Origin of the sequence: Segetibacter sp. 3557_3 (assembly GCF_004354985.1) — a bacterium.
In the GTDB taxonomy this organism is placed as follows: Bacteria; Bacteroidota; Bacteroidia; order Chitinophagales; family Chitinophagaceae; genus Segetibacter.
Map to the genome: position 1 here is coordinate 1,002,221 of NZ_SMSK01000001.1, position 25,762 is coordinate 1,027,982.

The 25,762-nt window shown below is 45.2% G+C and carries 20 protein-coding genes; 5 read left to right on the forward strand and 15 right to left on the reverse strand.

Annotation, left to right across the window (positions count from 1 at the left end):
• Positions 1-230: 230 nt before the first annotated feature.
• The 3 genes from recF to EXU57_RS03590 all read left to right on the forward strand — a co-directional run bounded on the left by recF (position 231) and on the right by EXU57_RS03590 (position 2,182).
• A complete protein-coding gene (gene recF, locus EXU57_RS03580; RefSeq protein ID WP_133266775.1) occupies positions 231-1,316 on the forward strand; it encodes a DNA replication/repair protein RecF in 1,086 nt (361 codons plus the stop codon).
• Between the two features lie 93 nt (positions 1,317-1,409).
• Positions 1,410-1,691 carry a DUF721 domain-containing protein gene (locus EXU57_RS03585; protein ID WP_133266776.1) on the forward strand — a complete coding sequence of 94 codons (282 nt, stop codon included), beginning with the start codon at positions 1,410-1,412 and terminating at the stop codon, positions 1,689-1,691.
• A 116-nt stretch (positions 1,692-1,807) separates the two neighbouring features.
• Complete coding sequence (locus EXU57_RS03590; protein WP_133266777.1) at positions 1,808-2,182, forward strand: VOC family protein; 375 nt, start codon at positions 1,808-1,810, stop codon at positions 2,180-2,182.
• A gap of 31 nt (positions 2,183-2,213) precedes the next feature.
• Here the strand turns inward: EXU57_RS03590 and EXU57_RS03595 are convergent, their stop codons facing one another.
• Complete coding sequence (locus EXU57_RS03595) at positions 2,214-2,633, reverse strand: CBS domain-containing protein (RefSeq protein WP_133266778.1); 420 nt, start codon at positions 2,631-2,633, stop codon at positions 2,214-2,216.
• 284 nt (positions 2,634-2,917) lie between these two features.
• Complete coding sequence (locus EXU57_RS03600) at positions 2,918-4,051, reverse strand: BT_3928 family protein (RefSeq protein ID WP_133266779.1); 1,134 nt, start codon at positions 4,049-4,051, stop codon at positions 2,918-2,920.
• A gap of 126 nt (positions 4,052-4,177) precedes the next feature.
• On the opposite strand from EXU57_RS03600, the gene folP reads away from it, so the two are divergent.
• Positions 4,178-5,020, forward strand: a complete 843-nt coding sequence (folP, locus tag EXU57_RS03605) for a dihydropteroate synthase (RefSeq protein ID WP_133266780.1) — start codon at positions 4,178-4,180, stop codon at positions 5,018-5,020.
• An 85-nt stretch (positions 5,021-5,105) separates the two neighbouring features.
• On the opposite strand, the gene EXU57_RS03610 is transcribed toward folP, so the two are convergent.
• From EXU57_RS03610 to EXU57_RS03625, 4 genes are all read right to left on the reverse strand, one after another.
• Positions 5,106-9,683 (reverse strand): T9SS type A sorting domain-containing protein, encoded by a 4,578-nt coding sequence (locus tag EXU57_RS03610; protein ID WP_133266781.1) that lies wholly within the window; start codon positions 9,681-9,683, stop codon positions 5,106-5,108.
• 164 nt (positions 9,684-9,847) lie between these two features.
• Positions 9,848-10,345, reverse strand: a complete 498-nt coding sequence (locus tag EXU57_RS03615) for a hypothetical protein (protein ID WP_133266782.1) — start codon at positions 10,343-10,345, stop codon at positions 9,848-9,850.
• A gap of 163 nt (positions 10,346-10,508) precedes the next feature.
• Positions 10,509-10,997, reverse strand: coding sequence for a DUF3276 family protein (locus EXU57_RS03620; RefSeq protein WP_133266783.1), 489 nt, complete (start codon positions 10,995-10,997; stop codon positions 10,509-10,511).
• Positions 10,998-11,572: 575 nt separating this feature from the next.
• Positions 11,573-13,399, reverse strand: coding sequence for an ABC transporter ATP-binding protein (locus EXU57_RS03625; protein ID WP_133266784.1), 1,827 nt, complete (start codon positions 13,397-13,399; stop codon positions 11,573-11,575).
• A 214-nt stretch (positions 13,400-13,613) separates the two neighbouring features.
• Between EXU57_RS03625 and EXU57_RS03630 the strand changes: the two genes are divergently transcribed.
• Entirely contained in the window at positions 13,614-15,221 is a 1,608-nt protein-coding gene (locus EXU57_RS03630) for a glycoside hydrolase family 28 protein (protein ID WP_207955373.1), read from the forward strand.
• A gap of 173 nt (positions 15,222-15,394) precedes the next feature.
• Here the strand turns inward: EXU57_RS03630 and EXU57_RS03635 are convergent, their stop codons facing one another.
• The 9 genes from EXU57_RS03635 to EXU57_RS03675 all read right to left on the reverse strand — a co-directional run bounded on the left by EXU57_RS03635 (position 15,395) and on the right by EXU57_RS03675 (position 25,694).
• Complete coding sequence (locus EXU57_RS03635; protein ID WP_133266786.1) at positions 15,395-16,414, reverse strand: Smr/MutS family protein; 1,020 nt, start codon at positions 16,412-16,414, stop codon at positions 15,395-15,397.
• A 183-nt stretch (positions 16,415-16,597) separates the two neighbouring features.
• Positions 16,598-18,295 carry an amino acid permease gene (locus EXU57_RS03640; RefSeq protein WP_133266787.1) on the reverse strand — a complete coding sequence of 566 codons (1,698 nt, stop codon included), beginning with the start codon at positions 18,293-18,295 and terminating at the stop codon, positions 16,598-16,600.
• A 187-nt stretch (positions 18,296-18,482) separates the two neighbouring features.
• A complete protein-coding gene (locus tag EXU57_RS03645; protein ID WP_133266788.1) occupies positions 18,483-19,448 on the reverse strand; it encodes a polyprenyl synthetase family protein in 966 nt (321 codons plus the stop codon).
• A 460-nt stretch (positions 19,449-19,908) separates the two neighbouring features.
• Complete coding sequence (rnr, locus tag EXU57_RS03650; protein WP_133266789.1) at positions 19,909-21,990, reverse strand: ribonuclease R; 2,082 nt, start codon at positions 21,988-21,990, stop codon at positions 19,909-19,911.
• Positions 21,987-23,072 carry a tetraacyldisaccharide 4'-kinase gene (lpxK, locus tag EXU57_RS03655; RefSeq protein ID WP_133266790.1) on the reverse strand — a complete coding sequence of 362 codons (1,086 nt, stop codon included), beginning with the start codon at positions 23,070-23,072 and terminating at the stop codon, positions 21,987-21,989. Before lpxK ends, rnr begins: the two co-directional genes overlap by 4 nt.
• Positions 23,062-23,631, reverse strand: coding sequence for a 5-formyltetrahydrofolate cyclo-ligase (locus EXU57_RS03660; protein ID WP_133266791.1), 570 nt, complete (start codon positions 23,629-23,631; stop codon positions 23,062-23,064). The genes lpxK and EXU57_RS03660 overlap by 11 nt, the downstream gene beginning before the upstream one ends.
• Before the next feature lie 13 nt (positions 23,632-23,644).
• The gene (gene bioD, locus EXU57_RS03665; protein WP_133266792.1) at positions 23,645-24,316 is read right to left on the reverse strand and encodes a dethiobiotin synthase; all 672 of its coding nucleotides are present in this window, start codon (positions 24,314-24,316) and stop codon (positions 23,645-23,647) included.
• The gene (locus EXU57_RS03670) at positions 24,313-24,855 is read right to left on the reverse strand and encodes an RsmD family RNA methyltransferase (protein WP_133266793.1); all 543 of its coding nucleotides are present in this window, start codon (positions 24,853-24,855) and stop codon (positions 24,313-24,315) included. Before EXU57_RS03670 ends, bioD begins: the two co-directional genes overlap by 4 nt.
• On the reverse strand, positions 24,852-25,694 hold the full coding sequence (locus EXU57_RS03675) for a DUF3822 family protein (protein ID WP_133266794.1): 843 nt from the start codon (positions 25,692-25,694) through the stop codon (positions 24,852-24,854). Before EXU57_RS03675 ends, EXU57_RS03670 begins: the two co-directional genes overlap by 4 nt.
• Between the last annotated feature and the right edge of the window lie 68 nt (positions 25,695-25,762).

The window sequence follows — 25,762 nt, forward strand, 5'->3', positions numbered from 1 at the left end:
AAATGCATTTAATTAATCGCTACAGAATGTGAAAAAGCTGCCCGGAGTTTCAATTGTACAGGAGTGCGACGCAACCGGAGCCACATTAAAAGACTACCGCCAGGTCCAAAAAAAACCCAACCCCAAAGAGGCTAAAGTTCCGGAGAGTTCTTAAGGAGCTTATTGGGCCACTTCAAAAAGAGAAATGGTGGCAGGTGCTGTTTCAGGATGTTCCTATCTTGCACAACCACATGTTGCGTCTTGAAAATATAGCATTATACCAGTTTAAAAATTACGATCAACAGCAATTTGGCTTTAATGCCAACGTGGTAGGTATCTGCGGCGATAATGGGCTGGGGAAAACCAACCTGCTCGACACGATCTATTTCCTTTGTTTTAGCAAAAGTTACTTTACGCGTTCGGATGCTTCGAGTGTTCAGCACGGCAAGGCAGGTATGCGTATCGAAGGCAATTTTGTACGAAACGACGCTGCAGAAAAGGTGGTGTGCATACTTCGGGAAAACAACCGGAAAGAGCTGCAACGCAATGGCGAAGACTATAAAAAATTTAGTCAGCACATCGGGCTTTTTCCGGCTGTTATGATCGCGCCCGATGATGTTGAACTGATTATTGGCAGCAGCGAAATACGGAGAAAGTTTATTGATACCCTGTTGAGCCAGCTTGACCCTGACTACCTGGCGGCACTGATTGACTACAACAAAGTATTGCAGCAGCGCAACAGTTTTTTAAAAACCAGTGCCGACCGCGGTTATACGGATGAAGCGCTGTTGGAGATTTTTGATGAACAATTGATCAAACCGGGGATGCTGATTTTTGAAAAAAGAACCCGGTTTTTAAACCAGTTTTTACCGGCGATCGCTTCAAGCTATAACCACATTGCCGGAACGTCGGAAAAGCTCCTGATTGAATACTACAGCCCGTTGCGCTCCGGTGGATTTCGGGAACTGCTGCAGACCTATAAGCAAAAAGACCTTTTGCTGCAACGCACTACCATTGGTATTCACAAAGACGATATTGAGTTTACCTTAGGCAACGAAACTTTCAGGCAGGTGGCATCGCAGGGGCAACGCAAAAGCCTGCTCTTTGCATTAAAGCTTGCCGAGTTTGAAGAACTTAAAGCCGCAAAAGGCTTTGCACCATTGCTATTGCTCGACGACGTTTTTGAAAAACTTGATGCCCGGCGGATGCAAAACCTGCTGCACCGGGTGTGTGTTGAAAATGAGGGGCAGGTATTTATTACCGACACGCACCGGCCAAGGCTGGAAGCGGCGTTAAGCTCACTTGCCGTTGAGTACCAGATTATTTCACTTGAATAATGGCGGCAAGCATTTGATATAGGATTGTTCGTTGACCTACTACCGCTTTAAAAAAAGCTTAAGTTTATAACGATCACCTGCTATCTTTATAACATGAGCGAGATATCTTTAGGCGATGCCATCAAATTGTTCCTGAGAAAGAGCAGGCTAAAGACGGGTATCCAGGCCCTGCAAATTGAAGAAGTCTGGGCGCAGCTGATGGGTAAAACCATTGCTAAATACACCGATAAAATTCAGATCATCAACCAAACCCTTTTTATTAAAACCCATGTGGGCTCATTAAAGCAGGAGTTGGTTTATCAGAAAGACAAGATTATAGAAAGGGTAAATGAGGCACTTGGTGAAAAAGTGATTAAGGAAGTAGTTATTCAGTAATACAAGAACAGCTTTAATAACAAGCAACAGTCGATCGGCAATTCAGGCGCAAAGAAAACAATCAGCAAGAAACAATTAGCCGGCAATTTGCCGAGGAATTTAAACATCCAAACTTTATGATCCAGGGCATCCGCACAGTGATCTATCATGTAAAAGACCTGGCTTTATCCAAAGAATGGTACACCAGGCTACTGGGCAAACCACCATACTTCGATGAGTCGTTTTACGTTGGCTTTAATGTTGAAGGTTTCGAACTTGGACTTCAACCAGATGTAAGTGGTGCATATTTCGAAAACAATACCGTTGCCTATTGGGGAGTAGCCGATGCCGTAACAACTTACCAGTATCTTTTAGCCAACAATTGCATCGAAAATGAACCGATACGAAACGTAGGCGAAGGCATACTACTGGGCACAGTTATCGATCCGGCCGGCAATGTACTGGGCATTATTCAAAATCCGCACTTCAAGTATACCCCGCCCACGTTGTAAGAGGTTTACATTAACAGGTTTTGCCGTCCGATCAGAAAATTTTCTCTCCGTTCAACTCAGGCTCCTGCATACTCATGGTTTCATCGAGCAAATCGGCCATAGTGATGATACCCACAAAACGAAATTCGTCGAACACCGGCAGGAAGGACGTATTATTCGACTTCATCAACATCCAGCAAATCTGGGCGCTGTCTTCCACGTTTACAGTTGGGAGATTTTTAGTAATCGACTCACCGATAGTGGTGGTGTAGCTGTTCTTACGCATTAGCACAACTTTCTGCGCATAATCTCTTGTAGAAAATATACCGGCATATGCACCGTTTGCAGTAACAACAACGTGTGTCAGGTTTTCGGATTCCATAATGGTCAGGGCATCCATCACGGGGGTATGCATATCCAGGCTGGTATGCTCCAGACATTTGGTTTGTAGTAGATCAATCACTTTAATCATTTGGCAAGCTTTAAGGGTACATATTACTATATAATGTAAAATTTGCGCTTTTTCGATAATTGGCCAAGTTAATTCCCGGTTATGTTTATAGCATGTGAAGGCTAGTTACACGCGGATCAACAGGGTTCAGTGCGATGGAAAATAAGTACAACCCCGAATGATGTTGTTTTTTGTGGACCCGGCTGAAGTATAACAATTTAGCCCCGGTTGCGTCGCACTCTTGTACGGCATAACAGGTTTGGCCTGAAGCCAGGACAAACTAACAGTACCAAATAACCCCTTCGTTACTTTAATGATTTCAGGTGGGTATAGGCTTTACGATGATCTGCCGCAGCGTATTTACCAAGGATATTAGCCTGCCGCATAATTACATAGGTTGGGTTCTCCCGTGCTGCTGTTTTAATAACCGTATAGTCGCAAACCAAAAAGTTAACGTCGCTGGCTTTTACATTAGGCAGGGTGTTGATATGCGCCCTTATGAGGTCGGGAGCCGCAGTAACAATAAATAAAGGGATATTTTTTTCTTTACAAACATCAACGATCGACGGAAGGTTATCCTCCCATCGGGTTTTTGCCGTGGCAAGGTCCTTTACGAAAACGAGCACATAATGATTCTCCTGGCTAAGGATTGCCTGGGTTGTATCAGTTCCGGATACACTCGACAGGTAAAAGTCTGTGATAGCGGGTTGAGCACTTGCAGGTCGTACGAGAACTTCGCGTCGCTCAACAAACTTGTAGGTACTGTCATTAAAATCATCAGGAAAGTGATCGCCATCAAACTCAACTTTTTTGCCATTGTGCAGGTATACAAAGGTCATCGCAATACTGTCGGGTACTGCACCAGCAGGTAACTTCATTTTTTCTGTAATGTTGTTTCCAACCTTGTATGGAAGGCAGTCGACGATTGGCAGGTGCTTAAGCACGTACCACTGCATTACTCCGGCAAACAGGCCTGTTAATATGATGAGGATACCACAAGTTGCAGAACGGAAAACGGGCACGATCCTGTTGCGGTGACTGAAGATGTAAACTATCAGGGCAAGTAGAACAAGATCCTTTAAGAACGATTGCATTGGCGAAAGCGGTATACAGTCGCCAAAACATCCACATGCATGTATCTTGCCCGAGAAAACGGCATAGCCGGTCAGGAAGGTAAAGAAGATGATGAGCAAGAGCAAGAGCCAGCTAAATAAGCGCATTCGCCAGCCGAGTAAAACCGCTACCCCGGCCACGATTTCAAAGCCATTCATCATCAGCGAGAAAAACAGGGTATAGTCGTTGAGCGATTGCCAACCCCATACCTCGAAAAACTCCTGCATCTTATAGCTGAGTCCCAAAGGATCGTTTGCCTTTACTAAACCGGAAAATATAAACAACAGCCCCACAAGGACCCTTGAAACGTTCAAAGCTATTTTCATCTGGTAGAATATTTTTTTGAGGGCTGTAACAAATAAAACCGGAACAGTCCCTGCACTGATACCTACTTAATTACGCATCAGCATTGTGCATATTGGTATCTTGTCAAAAATAAAGGAAAGCAAGCAATGTTTACCCTGAATTGTAGAGGCCGGCTGCTTACGATTGACCAGCCCGTTGTAATGGGTATAATCAATATTACCCCTGATTCATTTTATGAAGGAAGCAGAATGGATACCAGCGACAACTACCTGTTGCGGGCATCAGAAATGATTTCAGCCGGGGCCACATTCCTCGATATCGGCGGACAAAGTACAAGGCCCGGGAGCCAACTTTTGTCTGCTGAAGATGAGCTAAACCGGGTAATACCTGCAATAGCGCAAATACATCAACGTTTCCCTGAAGCAATACTTTCTGTTGACACCTTTTATGCGGCAGTTGCCAGGGCAGCAATTGAGGCTGGGGCCGGTATTGTTAACGACATCAGCGCGGGTAACATGGACGATGGGATGATCGGAACGGTGGCTGACCTGGGGGTACCCTATATCGCAATGCATATGTTGGGCACTCCACAAACAATGCACAAAAACCCTGTTTATAACAACCTGGTAACTGATTTACTGGATTTCTTTATTCATAAAATAGCGTCAACAGCCGCAGCGGGCATCAAGGATGTCATCATCGATCCCGGGTTTGGATTTGGAAAAACCATTGCGCACAACTTTGAATTATTGCATAAACTGGAAGCTTTTTCAATTCTCAACAAGCCACTGCTTGTTGGTCTTTCCCGCAAGTCGACCATCTACAAAACATTGCAGACAACAGCTGCAGATGCGCTGAATGGCACATCCGTCTTAAACACCATTGCGGTTTTAAAAGGTGCTAACATCCTAAGGGTTCACGACGTTAAGGAAGCTGTTGAAGTAATCAAACTGTTAAGCGCTTACCAACAGCAGGGTGTTGGCAAATAACAATGGTTACCGGTAAGGTATCGGCTTAGCAAAAAAAAGGTGGCTGCCTTAGGAGCAGCCACCTTTTTTGTGATTTAAGATGAAGTTATTGTCGCATTACTTTGGCAGTATACCGTTTCCCATCTAGATCGGCACTCAGTATATAAACGCCTTTGCTAGTCAAGTTGGAGGTGAGGTTAAACCGGATCACTGACTGCGACAAACTGTTGAATTCCACTTTTTCAACAAGTTTACCTGCTGCATCTGTCAATTGCAAGCGAACCCTTCCGGCTGGTGTTTTGCCGAACCGAATATCGAGGTAGGTGCTGAAAGGATTATTGATTACAAACATTCCCTGGCTGGTCTTTGGATTTTTCAGCAGGACTACATTGCTGTACCGCGACTTATTATCGGCGTCAACCAGGTTCAGGCGATAGTAGTTAATCGCTGCGGCAAATTCCTTGTCCGTGTAATTGTAGTTGCGTTTGGAGCTGCTGTTACCTGCAGCTTTAACCGTAATCAACTTGCGGTAGTTGACCCCATCATACGACTTCTCGAGATCAAACTGTTTGCTGTTTGCCTCAGATGAAGTACTCCAGTCAAGTAAAGCATGGTCGTTTTGCAATTTGCCGTCGAAGTTTAACAGGGTAATCGGCAAAGGAGCTAGTGGAATTCCAAAACCAAATCCCGAGAAGCCACCGCTGATGTTTGCAGTTACAAAGTACATGTGCCCGATATTGCCAACATTGGTTGGTTCAATAACCTGAACGGTACCTGGACCATCGGGGGCGGGGTTAGAAGCAGAAACGGCTGATACCTGTCCTGGCAGCTTGATGATCCTGATGTTTTGAAAACTTTGTTTTGTAGCGGCTTCCCAACCTTCTTTTTCTTCGCGGCTAAAATAGAACGTGGCTTCGTAGGTTCCTGCGGGATCATTGGTAGTTGGAAGTACGCGGTACGTTTTGTTCATCAGGAAGCTAGACGTATCGGTGTCGCTCCAGAATTTCGAAACCCCTGTACCTGCCCTGTCGATGACCACCTGGGTACAGCCGTAATCTGAATTTGAGGTGTTTTTAAACTTCGCCAGTATTTCCCTTGCGGGTGTATAGTTACGAGCAGGAGCATAAAAAACCAGGTCATTTGTTGATGAAGCGGTCCTAAAGTTCTCTGTATCTGAATTGTTGAGTGTTGTTGCAGCCATAGTACCAATATCGATGGCCTCAGTAAAACCAATGGTCGGCTTAAGTCCTGAATAATAACCAAATTGGCCTGACCCGGCATCGAAAGCGCCATCACAATCGATGTTGTTTTGCCAGATAAAGTTCGATTGCTTGCTCGTTGTTTCATCAGCGTAACCAATTGTCCTGTCTACGGTTCCGGAACTGTCTGCATTGCCATTATTGTAACAAAGCTCCACCACTAAACTGCTGGTTCCATCCCAGGTGAAAGGCGCATCTAACTTGATAGAATTACTTGCGAAACTATTATTCACAACGGGTGTAAATGTAGATCGATTTTTTACAAGAGTTGTCGTTACTGGAACATACGCCTGACCAGAGTCATATAACACGTTTCGTGTTGTTAATCCCATTTTAACCATGAAATTACTATAGCTTCTAACGGTAGCCACATGGGTCATAGTCAAGGTAAAACTTTCTATTCTGCCTGCCCGAAGTCCCCTTGACAGTAATTCGGCAGGTGTAAATAGAAATTGTGACCTTCTGCTCGACAGCCGTTGATCCATAGGAAATGAAGTATTACCAGTGGTCAGGTAATATTGTAGGCTGCCGATAGTAGCATTCTGCGTGATGTTCGTGGGCAGTACAGGAGCAAGATCATCGTCTTTGATGCTAACCGTGAAAGTAGCCGCAGAACCAGCAGCTGCGTTCGTGGAACCGGAGATATCGAAGCTAATGACAAATGTTTCAGGTGTTTCTACTTCTGCATCGTCGTAAATTCTAAGGGTTATAATTTTACTCGCCAGTACCCCATTGGTAAATACCTGCTGTTTCGTCGAATTAGTGAAACTGCCGTTTGCGGTCCAGTCGAAGTCCATGCCCTCCACAGCAGTATTCCCGGCTTTTATGTTGTAGGTAATAGTAGCATCCCCGTTCGGCGGCGAGATAATTGAAACGTCGACATTGTAGTCCCGATAATTTCTACATCCTGTTGTTGGTGCAGTCGTTCCTTCATTGATAACAAGGGAAGGAGCATTAAATCTAATCTCGGGGTTCGACGGCAAAACCGCAGTAAACACTCCCCTGCCATGCGTGGCTGCAACAACGGTATTGTCACTTAATCTTAAGCGCAACATATCCGTGCGCACGGTAGGGAAGTTTGTTTCCGGAGTCCAAACCGTATTTGCCCCTTCAATGGCACCTGTAGTATATACACCGGCTTCAGTAGCCAGCAACAATTTGCTGTTGCTTTGCGGATCAAAGATGGCCCAGCGTACGGGCATATCGGGCAGTCCACCCGCACCGGGTGTACCATCGATGTTCGTCCATGATGTTCCGGCATTGTTGCTGAACCATACATGTTTTACCCCGTAGCTGGAGAATGTTGCTACAAGGAAACTGTCAGAAGAACCAACGTTTACACAGCTTACATAACCACTGTCAAAATTTGCCCCCGAGATATTTTTTGAGTTTGCACTGGCATTGGAATTGGAAACAGAACTGGCATTATCGAGGCGTACGATCGCACCTTTGTTTCCGCCTACAAAAACCCGGTCCGTAGTATATGGCGAAACCTTTAGCACAGTGGCGTTGTTAGCGGTATTTGTATTGGTTGTTACCAACTCGTTCAACGTTAGTATTGAAGTATCTGTATTCGACGCGTGCGCATTCCTCCATCTTATAATTTGCCTGTTCGGTTGTGGGCGTCCGGCCCAACTGGCATATAGTATGTTTTGACCACCATCATAATCATATTGATTCACGAAATCACCCATCGTGCCTGATAAATTTACTTGGCTCCATGTGGCTCCGCCGTCCACGCTACGGCGGTATTGATTATATACATAGGTTGCAAACTGGATTTGCGGGTTTTGCTGGTTGATGTGAACAAAACAACCATCGCCACCGGTTACCTCAGTTGAGTAACTTAGTCCGGGGTTCTTTAATTGATGGGTACCATTATCTTGCGCTCCGGCGATGATATAAGGTGAACCTTGTGCAGGGTGAATTCCGGCGTCGTAGAATTGCTTGATGGCCAGGTTCCTGTTTTTGTCGGTCCAGGTAGCTCCCGCATTGTTCGAAAGATAAACGCCACCGTCACAACCAATAACGATCCTGCTTTGGTTCCCAACCATCCACCATTGCATAAAGTGGTGGTCTGCGTGCACGTACGGAACACCTGGCCCAACCCAATAAGTTAATCTTGTAGGGGCGCTTACCCCGCTATTGGTAAAACGATAAGCATCCAAACCACCGGCAATAAATTCACGCGAATTGATGGGATTAATTGCGAGCGTAAGGTTATACCAGCCCTGTCCATTTAATATTTCGGTAGGCAAAGCCGAAGCATTTTGCCTGGTCCAGGTAGCACCGCCATCGATTGACTTGTATACACTATCGAGGTTTGATGATGAGTTAACTGTAACCCCATATAAAGTGTCGGCGATTGCTGCTAATTCAAGGCGTAATGATACAACAGTACTGTTTCTTAAGCCGGTACTGGTGTTCCAGGAGCCTGGTGATACCGTTGCAGGGGTGGCGGTGTAGAGGTGTTGTACCCTGTTGGTGCCTCCCGTATTATAGCCGAAACTTGCATGTAATTTTCCGGTGCTTGAAATTTCAATGTCGGTGCAGCTTGCGTTAGTACTGGTAAGGTTATTCGGCGTGATATTTTCCCATGTAGCTCCCTGGTCTTTTGAACGTACTAATCCAAGAGTTTGTGACACAGGTGAACTTGCACTCCTTGCAATTACCCGTTCTGCGGCATATACGTTACCCTGCGCATCACACATTAACTTGAAGGTGCGTACTAAATTAGCGGTCTGTGGCAACCTGATCCAGGAAGTGCCTCCATTTGATGATTTCCACAGTCCGAGTCCATTTACAGCGTCAGCGTTTGAGGTGGGTTCACCGGTGGAAAAGTACATTATTGCTGGATTGGTGGGATCCTGGCAAATCGACGAGATCGCGAGATTATCAAACCGGTCGTTGATGTTTTGCCAATTTGGAACACCGGTCAAAAAATTGGTACACTTCCACAAACCACCGGCAATCCCACCACAAAAGACTGTGTTGCCGGAAGGGTCATTTAAGGTATCAATAAGAATAGCGCGTGTTCTTCCCGAAGTGTAGGTGCCAGGTGCCATCCTGTTGGCGCCTCTAGTATTTCCATTACTCGGGCCAACAGTATCGAAGATGGGGCCTCTTTCAGTCCAGGATAGTGCATATGTTCTCAGAGCGTCTGATCTTTTAGCCTTCAGGTCTTCGGTGTAATCTACAGCCTGTAACATTCTTTCAAGCGGAACATAACCAAGTGAGGGGTCTTTGATGCGTTCGAATTCAAACCTGTCCCTGGCTGCAGCCTCATCATAGCCTTCGTGTTCTTCTTCGTCTTGTTGTACGGCTATCTTATCGGGATGTTTTTTGTGGATATCGCCTGAGTGGCAGGCGTACAGTAATGACACAAGAATAGCCATTACAAGGGGCTTCCTTAGAATATTGGACATCGTCAACGATTTGTTAGCAATATACGGATTTCCTAAAATGGGAAATCATTTAAAAGAAAAGTTCCGCGAAATCATTCGTAAAACCGGCTGGTAAACTTAGAAAGGGTGTCCAGTCTCGAGGGTTGTCACACTCCTAACAACATCCGGTTTGGATCTGCCGGATGTCAGGGATATATTATGGGATCAAGCTCTGAGATACTTTTCACTTCGAAGAACATTTCTTTTTTGTTGTAAAGTGCTTTTATAATCATCGGAGTTGAGGCAGCAGATGTAAACTTTGCAGGCAAGGGCTGGGGGGTTCCCTTCTGAAAACTTAGCTCCCATAAATTGTTTCCCGGCGTTGCAGCGAGTTCAATTTTCAACGCGGTATTGAGGCCGGTTCCCGGTATTACAGGACTGGTTACCTTAGCGCCGGACACATCATACAACTGCTTGTTTATCCAGGCTGTTGTCCAAACGGGTTCAATTGCCGACGGAACTTCAATGTATGCGATATATTGTGAGTCAGGACCAGGATTGATGGGTCCCCCCTTTTCGTCAACTGCAAGAGCACCACGTGAATTTTGTCTTAGAAAACCGTATGTGTTGCTTACAGCTATTTTAGACTGTGCACAGGAAGCAAATGCAATTAGACAAAAAGACAACAGGGAAAGTAGTTGCATAATATACGCTTAATGGGAGAATGTTAATCATTTCGATATAGGTATTCGCTAGAGTCTTGTGAACGTAGCTGGCAGTCTGTAATGTAAACGGATACCCTGGGCTTTTGCTTCAACAAAAAAGACTGCCTTGTGAGCAGTCTTTTGATAAAGCTTATTTGGGTTTTTACCACTTGTCAACTTCTTCAGTAGAATGGTCGGCTCTTTCAGTCACCGGTAACACGGGTGCAGCTACCGCAACTGGCTTAAACTCCTCGGGTTCCTCCACCGGTTCCGGAGCAGTAACAGATGTTAATGGAGCCTCATCCTGTGATAACTCATCTGCACCGCCCTGGAGCCCCGCTGAAACACCATTTTCATCGTAATTATCATGATTGAAAGCATCGAAGTCGAAATCGGGCATTAGATCTGTTTTTACATAATCAACTGCCTCGGTTAATGCCTTCAGAAATTTATTGAAGTCTTCTTTGTACAGAAATATCTTGTGCCTGTCGTAACCATTATCATTGAAACGTTTCCTGCTTTCTGTGATGGTAAGAAAGTAATCGTTCCCACGAGTTGCTCGAACATCAAAAAAGTAAGTTCTCCTTTTTCCGGCTCTTATCCTTTTGCTGTAAACACTTTCGATCTTTTGTTCGTTGTTTTCGTAAGCCACAGTTGTTAGTTTTAATATTAAGCGTGCCTAAAATGGTTGACACAAATATATGATTACTTTTGATTTACAAAAATTTGAATTGGAACTTCAAAATTAATTATTTATCGGTTTTCAGGTAGCGATAAAACGATCGCTATGTGATGATTATCAGCGATTAAACCACCGGCTGTAAAGCTTTGGAACTTTATGATACAAATCATATTATTCGAATCAAATATAAATCGCACACCCAGGTATATACCAATTTAATAGCAACAGAAATCTTCAAAAAAGGAACCCGCGAGAGCTCCGCAAACTTTTGAATACAAAGTCGCGGCTACAATTTGATGGTGTTTGTTTTACCTGAATTCAGGCTGGTATGCCGAATAGCATTGTTGCGGTACAAGTGAGTGACACAACCAAAGCCACACCTGGCTTCTACCGCTGGTGCCATAAAAAACTTCTTGCTTGATTTACTCCGGGTAGAATTTGTAGCAGTTCAATTTTTCGGAAAACAACCAAGGTAAATCGACCCACTTGAAAAATTGATATGTCTAGCATGAGCGTGTACGAAAAAGCGTGAACGCATTTCAACCCTATTCAACCACTTCCTCCTGCTGGGGCGACATTACCTGGGTACGGTACAATTCCGCATAATATCCGTTTGATTTCATCAATTCCTGGTGGGTTCCCTGTTCCGCAATGTGGCCGTCTTCAAGAATGATAATTTTATCAAATTCAAATACGGGGAAAATACGATGGGTAATAATGATAGAAGTCTTCTCCCTGAGGTATTCATAAAAGTTCGAGATAATGATATTTTCGGTTGCTGTATCAACAGCGCTCAGGCAGTCGTCGAATACCACAATCTGCGGATCTTTAACAAGTGCCCGCGCAATGGATATACGCTGCTTTTGCCCCCCGCTCAAGGTTACCCCCCGCTCCCCTACTAACGTATTGTATTCCCCCGGAAATTGCATGATCTCTTTGTCGATATTTGCTCGTTGGGCAGCCTGTCTCACCTTGTCGAAGGTATGTTCACGAACGCCAAAGCTGATGTTGTTTTCGATGGAATCGCTGAAAAGAAATACGTCCTGCGGCACATAACTTACCTGCTGCCGCAAAGCCCTGAGTTGAAATTCCGGCAGCTTTCTGCCCCCAATCGTTATGGTACCTGTTGAAGGCTCATAAAATCTCAACAGCAATTGTGCAATCGTTGATTTGCCGCTACCAGTTTTTCCAAGGATCAAAACCTTTTCACCGTTTTTAACGTGCAGGTTAAAATCTTCAACTGCTTTTATACCTGTATGCGGATAGGTAAAATTCACATCCTTAAACAGGATATCTCCCTCCAATACCTCCACCGAACCATTATCCTGAATGACCGGAACGGTTTGCAGGAACTCGTTAAGGCGTTTTTGCGACGCCGATGCACGCTGGATCATACTGGCGACCCAACCAATTGCACTAACGGGAAAGGTGAGCATGTTGATGTAGATAACAAATTCAACGATGATCCCAACCCTCGACGTATCGTGGATCGCCTGGATACCACCAATCAGGATTGTTATTAGGGTACTGAGACCGATCATTAAGGCCATACTTGGGAAGTATACCGCTTCCACCTTTGCAAGACCGATTGCATTCCTTTTATAGTCCTCGCTGTTGCGTTCAAAAAACCCCTGCATGGCCTTCTCCTGTACAAAGGATTTGATTACCCTTATGCCCGAATAACTCTCCTGTGCGTTTGTTGTCAGGTCGGACAACAAGCCCTGGATCTGTTCGCTCTTTTTATGGATGATGGTATTGACCACATAGATCGCAAAGGCCAGCAGCGGTAGTGGAGCAAGAACATATAGCGTAAGCATCGGATCTTTCCGGACCATGTTTACCACACAAAAGGTGATTAATGCAATCAGGTTGATCAGGTACATGATTGCCGGACCAGTATACATCCGAACCCTGCTAACGTCCTCTGCCATCCTGTTCATCAGGTCGCCGGTACTGTTGGTCTTGTAAAAATTGGTATCCAGTAATTCATAGTGCTGGAATATCTCGTTTTTTTGGTCGAACTCGATATGCCGGCTCATCACGATAATCGTCTGGCGCATAAAAAACATGAGCAAACCACGGAGGACCGCTAACAAAAGGATAACCAGGCAACAAATGGTAATCAGCAGCGAAAAGTCACTTTGCATCGGCTCCATGAGCCGGATAAACCAGTTTACAAGCGCATCATGCACTTCTTTGCGAACTACCGGGCGTGCGCCGGGCAAGCGTTGTTGTACCTGGTTGACGATATAGCCGGTAACCTGGGGAGCAAGAACAGCGAAGTAATTTGAAGTGACAACGAATAAGATACCTACGATAAACCTGACCCGGTATTTCCAGAAGTATTTATTAATAGCTTTTAAGTGCTTCAATCAAAAAAATTTGCACAAATGTACATTAAGTTACTGTGGCGAAAGCGGCGGAACGGCATTGTGATCTGAGGCGATCATCCCTACCCTGGTAATGGTCTACTGGGTGAGTTTGCCTGATAAAGTGTTCCGGCAAGCGTTCTCTTCGTATTTTCAGCCCTTCCGCACCGTACCTTATCTGTATAGGCGAATGGTTAACGTAAATCACCGAATGCATATGCTCCAATTGAAAAACATAGTACCCATACTTATTTTCTTTAGCTTATCTGCGCTGGCACAATCCCCATCAAACCTGAACCAAGTCGTGCCCTTTAAACACCATGTTGGCGCAACACAGCTGCCCGATACCATTGCCCCCGTAACTGCACCCTTCAAGATGCCGTTGTTTAAAAAACCACAATTCCCATCTTTAACCGTTGCCATCAACGACAAAGGCGCACAGGAGAATGTAAAAGCTACAACTATTATCCAGGCAACCATAGATGAGGTGAGCAGTCGTGGCGGTGGTAGGGTTGTTATCCCAAAGGGCAGTTGGTTTACCGGCCGGATCAGTCTGAAGTCCAACGTGAACTTACATATTGCTGAAGGTGCCGAACTACGTTTTAGTGGCGAAATTGAAGATTACCGACCCGCGGTGTTTACCCGGAACGAAGGGATTGAAGTAATGTCACTCGGCGCATGTATCTATGCGAACAACCAACAGAATATTGCCGTCACCGGCAAAGGAAAACTCATCGGTCCACCCGATGGCTCTGTTCGAAAACAGGTAATGAATGCCGACGTAATAGAAAAGATTGTCCCGCATGATAAACCGGTTGCAGAACGGGTTTATGAAGGATACAATGGAGATTTCATATTTCTCCCGATGTTTATCTCGCCCATCAACTGCAAAAATGTTTATATAGAAGGGATATCGCTTGAAAACACGGCCTTTTGGAACGTTGTACCCGTTTATTGCGACGGGGTGATCATCAGGGGTATAACGGTGCATTCGGTTGGCATACCCAGGGGCGATGGGATTGACATCGAGTCATCCAGAAATGTGCTGATCGAATACTGTACGCTGAGTTCCGGTGACGATTGCTTTACCATAAAAGCCGGCCGTGGAGAAGATGGGCTTCGGGTGAATAAGCCCACCGAAAATGTGGTCATACGGTATTGCCTTGCCCAGGAGGGGCATGGCGGTATAACCTGTGGAAGCGAAACTGCGGGTATGATCCGTAACCTGTATGTGCACGACTGTGTATTTGATGATACCGGTGTTGGCATCAGGTTTAAGACCAGACGACCCCGTGGTGGTGGTGGAGAAAACCTGTACTATAACCGGATCAGGATGACTTTACGCGATCATGCATTCAATTGGGACATGTTGGGTGGAAGGGCCTATGTTGGAGATCTTGCCGACAGGTTACCTGCAAGGGCTGTTAATCGGCTTACGCCCGTTTACCGGAAAATTGTTGCGCAAAATATTATTGTCGACAAATGCAAGCAGTTTATTAAGGTTACCGGTATACCTGAGTCTCCACTGACAAGTTTAAGCATTGAAAATGCCGATATCCGCAGTTCGGGCCTGATTACACTGCAGGATGTAACGGATATCACCATTAGTAATTCGACAATTGAAAGTAAAGACGCGGTGCTAACGGTACTGGATGGAAAGGACATCCGCTTCGACAAGGTGGTTTTCAAGGTGCCTGGCAAACAGGTGGTAACAAAGATTTCAGGAGAAAAATCAGGCAACATCATCTTTAGAAATTCCCTGCCGCAAAAGCCGAAAGACTGGAAGAGCAACACCTACAAGCCGGGAAAGTCAACGGGTGATTAATTTTCGAAGAAAAGCGGCGATACAGGTTCAAGGGCTCAAAATCATGCTTAGCTTTTGACATCCATATATAGAGAGCCCGCAGAGGTAATAATCCTGTTCCGAAGAGCATGAATAAGCCCACAATAACCAACCTGGCAAAAGGCCTGTTTACCTGGCTGTTTCAAATCGTGAACTTAGTACTGGAAAAATATTTCCGTGGCGCCATAGCCAAAGCGGGGGTCATATTGGTTTATGAAGGATTTTACCTCGTGGCGGGTTTTTAATATTTCATGTATCTCTTCTTTCAGCCGCCCCTTGCCTACACCATGTATAACAATCAGGTTAGGTTGCCGGTGTGCTATGGCCAGGTCATAGTATTTTTCAAACTCCTTCAACTGCATAGAAATGATCTCGAGGTTGGAAAGTCGTTCCCAATCGTTGGTGATTTTCTCGATGTGCAGGTCTACAATGCTGCGTGCGGGATCAAGGTGTTGACGAGCATTTTTAGCATTGTAAACTTTAAAGCCTACGTTGGAAAGTGCCGCGAGATCCATCTTTTCTTCAGGACGTGGGGGATACTTTTCTAATAAGAGGTGATTGATAGAAGGCTCATTGTTTTCCTTTAAGCTTTCAATTTTCTTAAAGAGTTGCTTAGGCTTTATCTTAAATGAAGCTTCGCAGTATTCTGCTTTGTTTTTGTCGGGTTTCACGAGTGAAAATTCAAATTCGAAGGAGGGATTGTCGTTCAAACTTTCAAACGATACATCGTGTAAGTAAAAATCTTTAAACCCGTTAATCTCGCTGGTAATCTCGAAATCATTCCGCCCAAAGAAATTGAGTTTGTAGGTAAACTCGTAGGCCAGTTCGGTGCGATTGATCAGGTAGATCTTAAATAAATCAACCTGTTCATCGCCAAAAACATCCGTGTCGAACTTTGGAAAAAACGCAAGCCATATACCGTTTTCAACCTTTACCTCGTCTCTACGCTTTTCCTTTTGCACCTGGTCTACATACACCTTCTCCTTCTTTTTTTCGGGAAATAGTTTTTTCTCCGTAAAACGTTTGAAATAGGGAAAGTCTATCTGGTCCATATAGGCGGGAAACTTGACCCCCTTAACTTCTATCAACACCATCTTATCATTAATCACTTCAATCACCTTCCCGGTGTCATTGCTGTGCACCACCACAATCTCATCACCAACCTGGTATTTCATATAACAAAAAATTGAACATTAACCCGGGCATGCAAGCCGTACGGAAACAGCAAATTTACTACAGTTGGGCGGATTTGGGTGTTGAGTATTGGGGTATTGGGTATTAAGGTATTTAGGTATTGGGTATTGAGGTAATCAACATATTAACCATCAACATATCAACCAATCAACTGATCACCCACTCTAAACTTCCCTCCTCCTCAGCTTACTATGGCGATAACCATAAAGAAAATAAACGATCAGTCCCAATCCCAGCCAGATTAGAAACCTGTACCAATTGGTATGGCTTTCCTGCGCCATCAGGTAAAAACAACTTAGTAAACCCAACACAGGAATAAGCGAAAGGTTCCTAAGGTAGCTAAGCACACTCATGATAATCGCTATCAAAAAAAATGCAATCATCGGAAAACCTTCAATGGTAAACATGCCCGAATAGTACCCCGGGAAGGCCCGCGCAACGAGTATCATAGCAACAATCAGCATTGCGGGAACAATGTATTTACCATTCAGATAAGGAACCTTAAAGCGGCTTTCCGACCTGGTCGGCCTAAGCTGTAGCACCAGTACACCACCACAAACCAGTACAAATGCAAAAAGGGTCCCGATACTGGTTAGTGCAATTACCACGTCAAGGTTAAGAAACAAGGCCGGTATGGCTACAAGGCAACCGGTAAGAATGGTAGAAAAATAAGGGGTCTTATACTTAGGATGAATAAGCGAAAAAATACGCGGTAGCAGGCCGTCGCGGCTCATGCTCATCCATATGCGAGGCTGGCCCAGTTGAAACACCAGCAACACGCTTGCAGTGGCAATTACCGCACTTACCGCTACTATTCCCGACACCCACTTTAAGCCAACCTCATCAAACACAAGTGCGAGCGGATCGCCAACATTCAACTTGGTATAGCTTACCATTCCGGTTAGTACCAGCGCAAGTACAACATACAACACGGTACAGATAATGAGTGAATAGATCATTCCACGTGGCAAATCCCTTTGCGGGTTCTTACATTCTTCCGCCGTGGTTGAGATCGCATCAAAACCGATGTATGCAAAAAATACTGCCGACACCCCTTTTAAAATACCAGTTGCACCATTTGGGCTAAAGGGGGTCCAGTTTGCAGGATCAACATAATAGCCACCCACAACAATCACTAGAAAAATTACTGCGAGCTTTATCAGCACCAGTATATTGCTGGTGGTACGCGACTCCTTTATACCACGCAATACAATATAAGTGATCAGGGCAACAATTAACAATGCGGGCAGGTCAATAATGATATGCATTCCGCCCATCAGCGGCGCATTAAGCCAGGCCATATATTTCGATACGAGTCCCGAATCAATAGCCGTTAGTGCCTGACCTGAGCGCAGCAAACCGGTTACTTCGTTGTAACCCGACTGCGCCGATGTTGCATCCATGGTTAACCATTCCGGTATGTTCCAGCCAAAGCCCGACATCAGGCGGGTGAAATAATCGCTCCACGAAATCGCAACCGCGATATTGCCGATTGCATATTCCATCAAAAGGTCCCAACCGATGATCCAGGCGAAAATCTCCCCAAATGCCACGTACGAATAGGTATACGCACTGCCTGACACCGGAACCGTAGAAGCAAATTCAGCATAACACAAGGCAGCAAATCCACACGCTACTGCGGTAAAGAGGTATAAGAAAATAATGCCCGGTCCGCCATCAAATGAAGCCTTACCAATACTGCTGAAAATGCCCGCACCAATTACGGCAGCAATTCCCATGGCAGTAAGGTCTTTTACACCCAGTACTTTCTTCAGTGATGAACCGTGCCCATCGCCATAACCTTCCTGCGCATCCCGTAAAATGGTGTCGATTGATTTTTTCCTGAACAGGGAATTTGACATCTGCAGTTTTCTTTTTTTGGTTGCCGTTAAGATAGGTATTTATGATATGGCTGGCCGGTTGCAGTTTACGGATTCTTTTGGCACCAGCCACAGCAATGTGGCGACATCGTTGCTACGCTCAGTTGAAACTTTGGTTGCTTTGCTGAGCCCCGGTCTGCTGTTTGATCAGCCTGGCAAATGGTAAGGTCTAGTAATCGCGGTGAACAAGAAATGACGCAAGCTCTTCAAGCGGCTTTTTACGCGCGGATAGTACGGCGGTATCTTCAAGGTGTTTGAATGCGGTATTGATGTAACTGTCTTTTAGTTGCTTCGCCCAGGCATCCACACCGCATGATTTAAAAATCTCCAATACCTTTTCCACCTTGCCGGGTTCGTTACCGGAGATAAGTTCCTGTAATTGTTCGGCCTGGTTACCGGTGGCAATTTCCAAAGCATAAATCAACAAAAATGTCTTTTTGTTGGCAACTATGTCCCCACCAACTTTTTTCCCGAATTTCCCGGGGTCACCGAAGGCATCGAGGTAATCATCCTGCACCTGGAAAGCGATACCCAGGTTGCGACCAAATTCGTACAGGTGCTTTGCATTGCCCTCACCTGCCCCGCCAAGTATTGCGCCCATCTGTAAACTCGCGGCGATTAAAACAGATGTTTTTAGTTCAACCATTCTAATATACTCGTCCAGGGCCACGATCTGCTGTTTCTCAAAATCCATATCCAGTTGCTGTCCTTCACAAACCTGGCTTGCCGTTTTATTAAACAGGTGTAAGATCTTATGGAGGTATGTAGCGTTTATTTTGTTCAGGTAGTCGTATGCTTTAATCAGCATTACATCCCCGCTGAGCAGCGCCGTATTTTCACCGTACTGTTCATGAACGGTTTTCATGCCCCTGCGCAAAGGAGCTTTGTCCATAATGTCGTCGTGTATCAGCGTAAAGTTGTGAAACAGCTCAATTGCAGTGGCTACGTGATAGGCGTCCGGCTTGATGGCATCAAAAAGCTCATTGCCCATCAGGCACATTACAGGCCGGATACGTTTGCCCCCGATTTGCAGAAAATATTGTCCGGGTTCGTAAAGCGTACGTGGACTCTCGGGAAAGTGATCAATATTGAAACGCGCTGAAAAATCAGCAGCCAGATCCTGGAATGTATGCATACAATATGGTTGGCGGCAAAAGTATTGCAATCGGCCCAAAAGTTTGCCGGCACTTACAGCGTTTACCCGCAGTTGTTTATGTGCCCAAACAGGCACACGATACCAGCCTGTTCTCGACTCAGCCTGGGGTTGTGTCGCAAAGCGTTTTGGTATTATACAACCTGAGATTCACTGCTTAAATCCTGTTATTTTTATAGCCCTTGTGAGCAAACCGGTAAATTGTCATTCACCCAACCCGCACGCGTGCACGTAATCTTTTCCTGGAAGTTGGTCATGGCTCAATAGCATTACTGAAAGTACAAGTGAGTGACACCCGTCCGAACTGGTTCATCCGGGCGGACAACCAAAGATCAGCGAGGTACGCATGCTGGTCCCCAAAAAAGCATTGCAAAGAAATTACCCGTTTGTTATCCGAAGCAGGTTGGGTTCGTTGAAATACCTCTTAGCTGTAGGGGGGATGTTATTCTTTCTTTTTGCGTTTTGATTTCTCCCGTGTTCCTGCTTTTGGTTTTGCCGGTACCCCCGTGCGCTCCCTGCCCCTTGGCTTACTTATGCTTTCAGGTGCCTGCCGCTCATCCTGGTCAAGACCTGCTTTTATCACCCATTCAAAATCAAGCTGGCGCTTCGTTAGGTTCGCAGCCACCACCCGTATTGTAACACGATCGCCCATTCTAAACTTTCTGCCGCTTCGCCTTCCAACCAGTGCGTAGTCGCCTTCCACCAACCTGAAGTCGTCGTAATCGATGAGGCTGGTAACGGTAACTAGTCCCTCACATTTGTGTTCAACCGTTTCCACCCAAAATCCAAACCCTGCAACCCCGCTAACTACCCCCTCAAACTCTTCCCCGAGGTGATCTTTAAGAAATTCAACCTGCTTGTACTTATTTCCTGCACGCTCTGCATCCATGGCATTTCGTTCCTGCTCGCTGCAATGTTTATTTTTCTCCTCCATCTTTTTATCGATGACGGGCTTCTTTTGCAGAACCGACTCAAGTACCCGGTGAACGAGTATATCGGGATAGCGCCTGATGGGCGAAGTGAAGTGGCAGTAATTTTCGAAGCCGAGACCATAGTGGCCGATGTTTTCGGTGGTGTAAAAAGCTTTGGCCATTGTTCTTATGCCCAGTTGTTCCAGCACATGTTGCTCTGGCTTTCCCTTAACCGCTTCAAGCATTGCGTTGAAACTCGACGCAATGTTCTCGGGCGAGGATATATCGAAACGATGTCCAAACTTGGTGGCAAATGCAATGAAAGGCGCAAGCTTTTGTTCGTCGGGCCTGTCGTGAACCCGATAAGAAAATGGAATATCTTTCTGACGTACCTTAACCTTAGATACTGTTTCTGCAACAGCTTTATTTGCAAGCAACATAAACTCTTCAATAAGCTGGTGCGATTCTTTGCTTTCTTTTACAACGATACCAACGGGCTTTCCTTTCTCGTCTAATTTAAACCGCACTTCGGTTGAAGAAAAGTTTATTGCACCCTTTCTAAAACGCTCCGACCTTAGGGTTTGTGCAATGGTGTTCAAAAGCAAAACATCATTTTCATGTGGACCTTGCTTCGTTTCAATAATCTGCTGCACGTCTTCATAAGTAAACCGGTGATTGCTATGTATCACGGTTCTGCCCAACCACTGGCGACTAATCTCGCCCTTTGTATTCATCTCGAAAACTGCGGAAAAGGTAAGTTTGTCTTCATGTGGCCGTAACGAACATAACTCGTTTGAAATGCGCTCGGGCAACATTGGGTTTACCCGATCAGGCAAATACACTGAGGTAGCCCGGTGATAACCTTCCTTGTCGAGCTCTGTTTCGGGAACCACGAAATGACTTACATCGGCAATGTGTACCCCGATTTCGTATAGATCATCAGTAAGTTTTTTTATTGACAATGCATCATCGAAATCGCGTGCATCAACCGGGTCGATGGTAAAAGTAAGCACGTCTCTAAAGTCCTTTCTCTTACTGATTTCGTCTTCGCCGATAATGTCGGGCAACCTTTCGGCTTCTTCAAGTACCTCGTCAGGAAACTCCAGCGGAAAACCATTCTCCGCTAAAATTTCTTTCATGGCGATGTTACTTTCGTCCTCCGCATGAATCACCTGCACAACTGTGCCCTCAGGTTTCTTGCTGCCGTTTTCCCAATTGGTAATCCTGGCAATTACCCGTTCCTTGTTTTTAGCGCCGTTGAGGTTTTCAAGTGGAATATAAAGGTCGGGCATTGGTTTATCGGTATCGGGAACAAAAAAGGCGTAGTTGGTACTAAGCTGTATGTGCCCAACAAATTCGTTTTGCTTACGGGTCAAAACTTCCACTATTCTCCCTTCTCTTTTCCCGTTGCGGTCGTTTTCTTTAGTAACCTCAACACGTACCGTATCGCCGTTGAGCGCTGAATTGAAGTTGCCTGGTCTAACCAATATATCGCCGCTGTCACCGGGCATGACCACAAAGCCTAAACCACTCCTGGTAATTTCCAGTATACCCTTCGGATCATTCGCGGTGCCAGCCTTACGCCTGGGTTGCTTTTGTTCTTTCTTGCTCATGGTGTTTTTGATTGCGTATGAAAATTATTGATAAAGGCCTTAACCAGATTATTGAACCGCTCCCCTTCATTAAAAAGGAATTGATGACGTACAGGCAAAACATATACCGGAAGGTGGGTAAGCTGTTGCTGAAACTTCATTAATCGTACACCATCTTTTTCCGTGGTTAAAATAAACTTGTCCGTCGACTGGATTTGCCGGTACTTATGCTCTATTTCCTTTAGATCATCTATTGTAAAAATATGGTGGTCGGCAAACAACAGTTCGGAATATGTTTTTGCCTGCTCCCCAAGGTGATTCTTTAACGGCCGCGGGTTGGCAATTCCGCAAAACAGCACCACTTCATCATTATGGGTTATGCGTCGTTCTTCGCGGGTGATTACATGATATGGCGTTTCATATTCCATGCTGGTGAAAAAGATATGCTGATCTTTTAATGGTTTGATTTCGTCGCGGATAACCTTTTTTTCACCTTCCGTGAGTGTTGGCGGACATTTGGTGACGATGATAACCTGTGCCCGCTTGTAAGATTGACGCTGATCCCTGAGGTCGCCTGTTGGCAGGAAAAAATCGCGGGTAAACAGGTTTGAACAATCGGTAAGCAATATATTAAACCCCGCCTGCACACTTCTATGCTGAAATGCGTCATCTAAAATGATCACCTCGGTATCAGGACGATCATGCAGCAACTGTGGTATGGCAACAATCCTTTCCTCCCCTACTGCTACAGCTACTTCGGGAAACTTATAGTGAAACTGCATAGGCTCGTCGCCTATCTCCAACGCTGTAGTTGACTCATGGGCGAGGGCGTAACCCCTGGTTTTTCTTTTGTAGCCCCTGCTGAGTGTTGCAACTTTATAGTCGGTCCTGAGCAGCCGCAGCAAGTACTCGACTGTTGGCGTTTTACCGGTGCCCCCTGTTGAAAGGTTACCGACACATATAACCGGCATATTAAAGCGGGCCGATTTAAAGAATTGTTTGTTGAATAAGAAATTGCGGGTTATTACAATCAGGCCATAAATCAGAGAAAAGGGGAAAAGTAGAATCCTGAATGACTTCAGCAGGTAAAAATTAAAATTCATACAATCTCTGTGGCGTGATACAGTAATTTAAAGGTACATCAAATTGATTGCGGTCATCGATTTTATCTATTGCTTCGAAATAGGAAAACCCGACCTTATTTACCTCGGGGCTGCATCGCATCAGGAAGCGATCATAAAACCCTTTTCCATATCCAACACGATAGCCTTCTGCATCAAAGGCCAGTAATGGAACAAACACCATGTCAATGTCGTGGGGATCAACAGCAACAGCATTTTCCGGCTCCGCAATGTTGTACTCGTTCAGCTTAAATGTAGTGTCGTCATTAACTTCAAATGCCGTCATTTCAGCTGTATCCGGGTTGATTACGGGGTAGCACACACGCAATCCGGGTATCAGGTATTCGAGATAGCGTACAAATAAATGCGTGTTCATTTCACCACGCTCTTCTATGGGCCAATAGCTCAGCACCGTTGTAACCGTGTCAAAGGCCAGTCGCTGAAACCATATCAGCATCAGGTCATCCATCTTCATCCGCTCGGGTGAAGACAGTGAGAACCGCTTAGCTTTATAAAGGTTACGAACTTCTTTTTTTGTCATGTACAATTGGTCTCTACCGGTTTGGTTTCTTTGCGGGATCCTGTTGCAATGATCTTTCTAATTGCGGCTTTAGCTTTTCGGCATGTTCTGAAATGAATGCTTTATCAATGGTCTGCGTAAAGGGAATGCGTCCCAGCGAAGGATAGCCCGACCATTTAACAATGTCTTCCTCATATCCCATTACTTCATCATTAAATACCCAGCCAAGAATGTTGAGATTTCGTTGACGGCAGAGTTGAGCGGTAAGCAGGGAGTGATTGATACTTCCAAGGTAATTTCTGCTTACAATGATCACTCTTGCATCAAGCTTGGCAATCAGGTCAGCCACAAACTCTTTTTCATTCAGTGGCACCATCAGGCCACCTGCACCTTCAATCACGAGGTGAGGGTTAACACTCGACAGGTGCCGGAAGGAACGTTCTAATACAGAGAGGTCAATACGTACATTGTCTTTTTCCGCAGCCAGGTGTGGAGAACTGCGCATGGATAGTTTGTAAAATTCGTGGTGCACCTTTGAAATCCCGTTGCTTACAAGGTTACCTACGGTTACACTGTCAAAATCATCTCCAAAACCAGCCTGGATAGGTTTCCAATAATCAGCCTGGAGGGCTTCCGAAACCGCTGCCGCCACCAGGGTTTTACCTACACTTGTGCCAATGCCGGTGACAAAAATAGGTTTGTTCATTCCTTGTTTTTGAAAAAGGAGAAAATAGTCGTGCCATAGTTCCGCTGGAAATCAAACCCATCAAAATTGGTATACTCGTTTCTTGGCGTATGCTCCAACACGAAAATACCAGCGGGCGAAAGCAATTGTTTTTGCATGATCACTTTCGGCAATTCATCAATGCTGCCAAGTGCATATGGCGGACCGGCAAAAATAAAATCAAACTTTTCTGTACAGGTAGACAGGTAGGAAAACACATCGAGCCTGATCACTTTGAAAGTTTCGATTGCAAGTATAGCGGCGGTCTTCTTTATAAAGTCGTACATCGCGGTATCCTTCTCAATTATCGTAAGGTCTGTTGCGCCTCTTGATGCCAGTTCGTAGCTGATGCTTCCTGTTCCACCAAAAAGGTCAAGTGTTTTCAAGCCCTCAAAATCTATCCGGCTGTTAAGTATGTTAAAGAGACCTTCTTTTGCAATGTCGGTTGTTGGCCGGGTGTTGGGCATGTTCGCCGGCGGGTTTATCTTTCTTCCGCCAAGGGTACCTGAGATTATTCTCATAGGGCAAGATTAAAGATGGGCGTAAAATAATGCATTGGGTATTCACTTGCATCAAGGTGGATCAACCGGCTATCCGCTTCTTCCACAACCACGTTTCTAAAGTACTTTTCTACTTCCTTATAAAGCGGCGAGTTCAAATCGATCATTCCACTGATCTCCAGTTTTAGCGTTTGTACATCGGCATTCACCAGCTCCGTTATATTCAGCAGGTAGTACAATACATCAGCAGGCACCTGGTACTGGTAAGATTGCACCAATTTGAGTACCCCGTTAGAAGCAACGGCAACAATAAAGTGATTACCGTAAAACTGAACCTTGAAAACAGCATTCGAAGCTGGCAGGTCATTCGGGAAACTGCGTATAATCTGGCTATAGGTATGATGAATTTCTATTTCACCTAGTGTTTCCGGAAAGTCGTTCTCGCTTGAATTTGGCAGGCTGTAAACGTTAACGATACCGCCAAATGTGTCAACGTGTTCGTGCCGGACGATAACATTACCCTGGGGCTGGCTGGTTGCGGTTAGGTAATCAGCAGCTTTATTCTTATTAAACAATGGTGCAGGCACCAGCACACTTCGGGCATTCTGAACAAAGACCTTAGTTTTTACATATCGCTCCTGCAAAATTTTTGAATGCGGAAGAATGTCGGCGAGCACCCCTCTTAAAAACTTGGTAGATTTCGCAATCTTAAACAATTCGAAGGAAGCGATGGTCCTGCTTTTTGAACTTTTAACCTGGCAGGCGATATGAGTGTCTGCAATTTCAAGAATCAGCTGGTCATCGTCATAAACTTCACCCGGTGATTGTGGACTGTATATACTAAAAATCTTGTTGGCCATCTGCTTTCTATTGCGGTGCAAGTATACCAAAAAATTAGCTGGTAGCGGCGCCAAAGCACTTGCGGCCG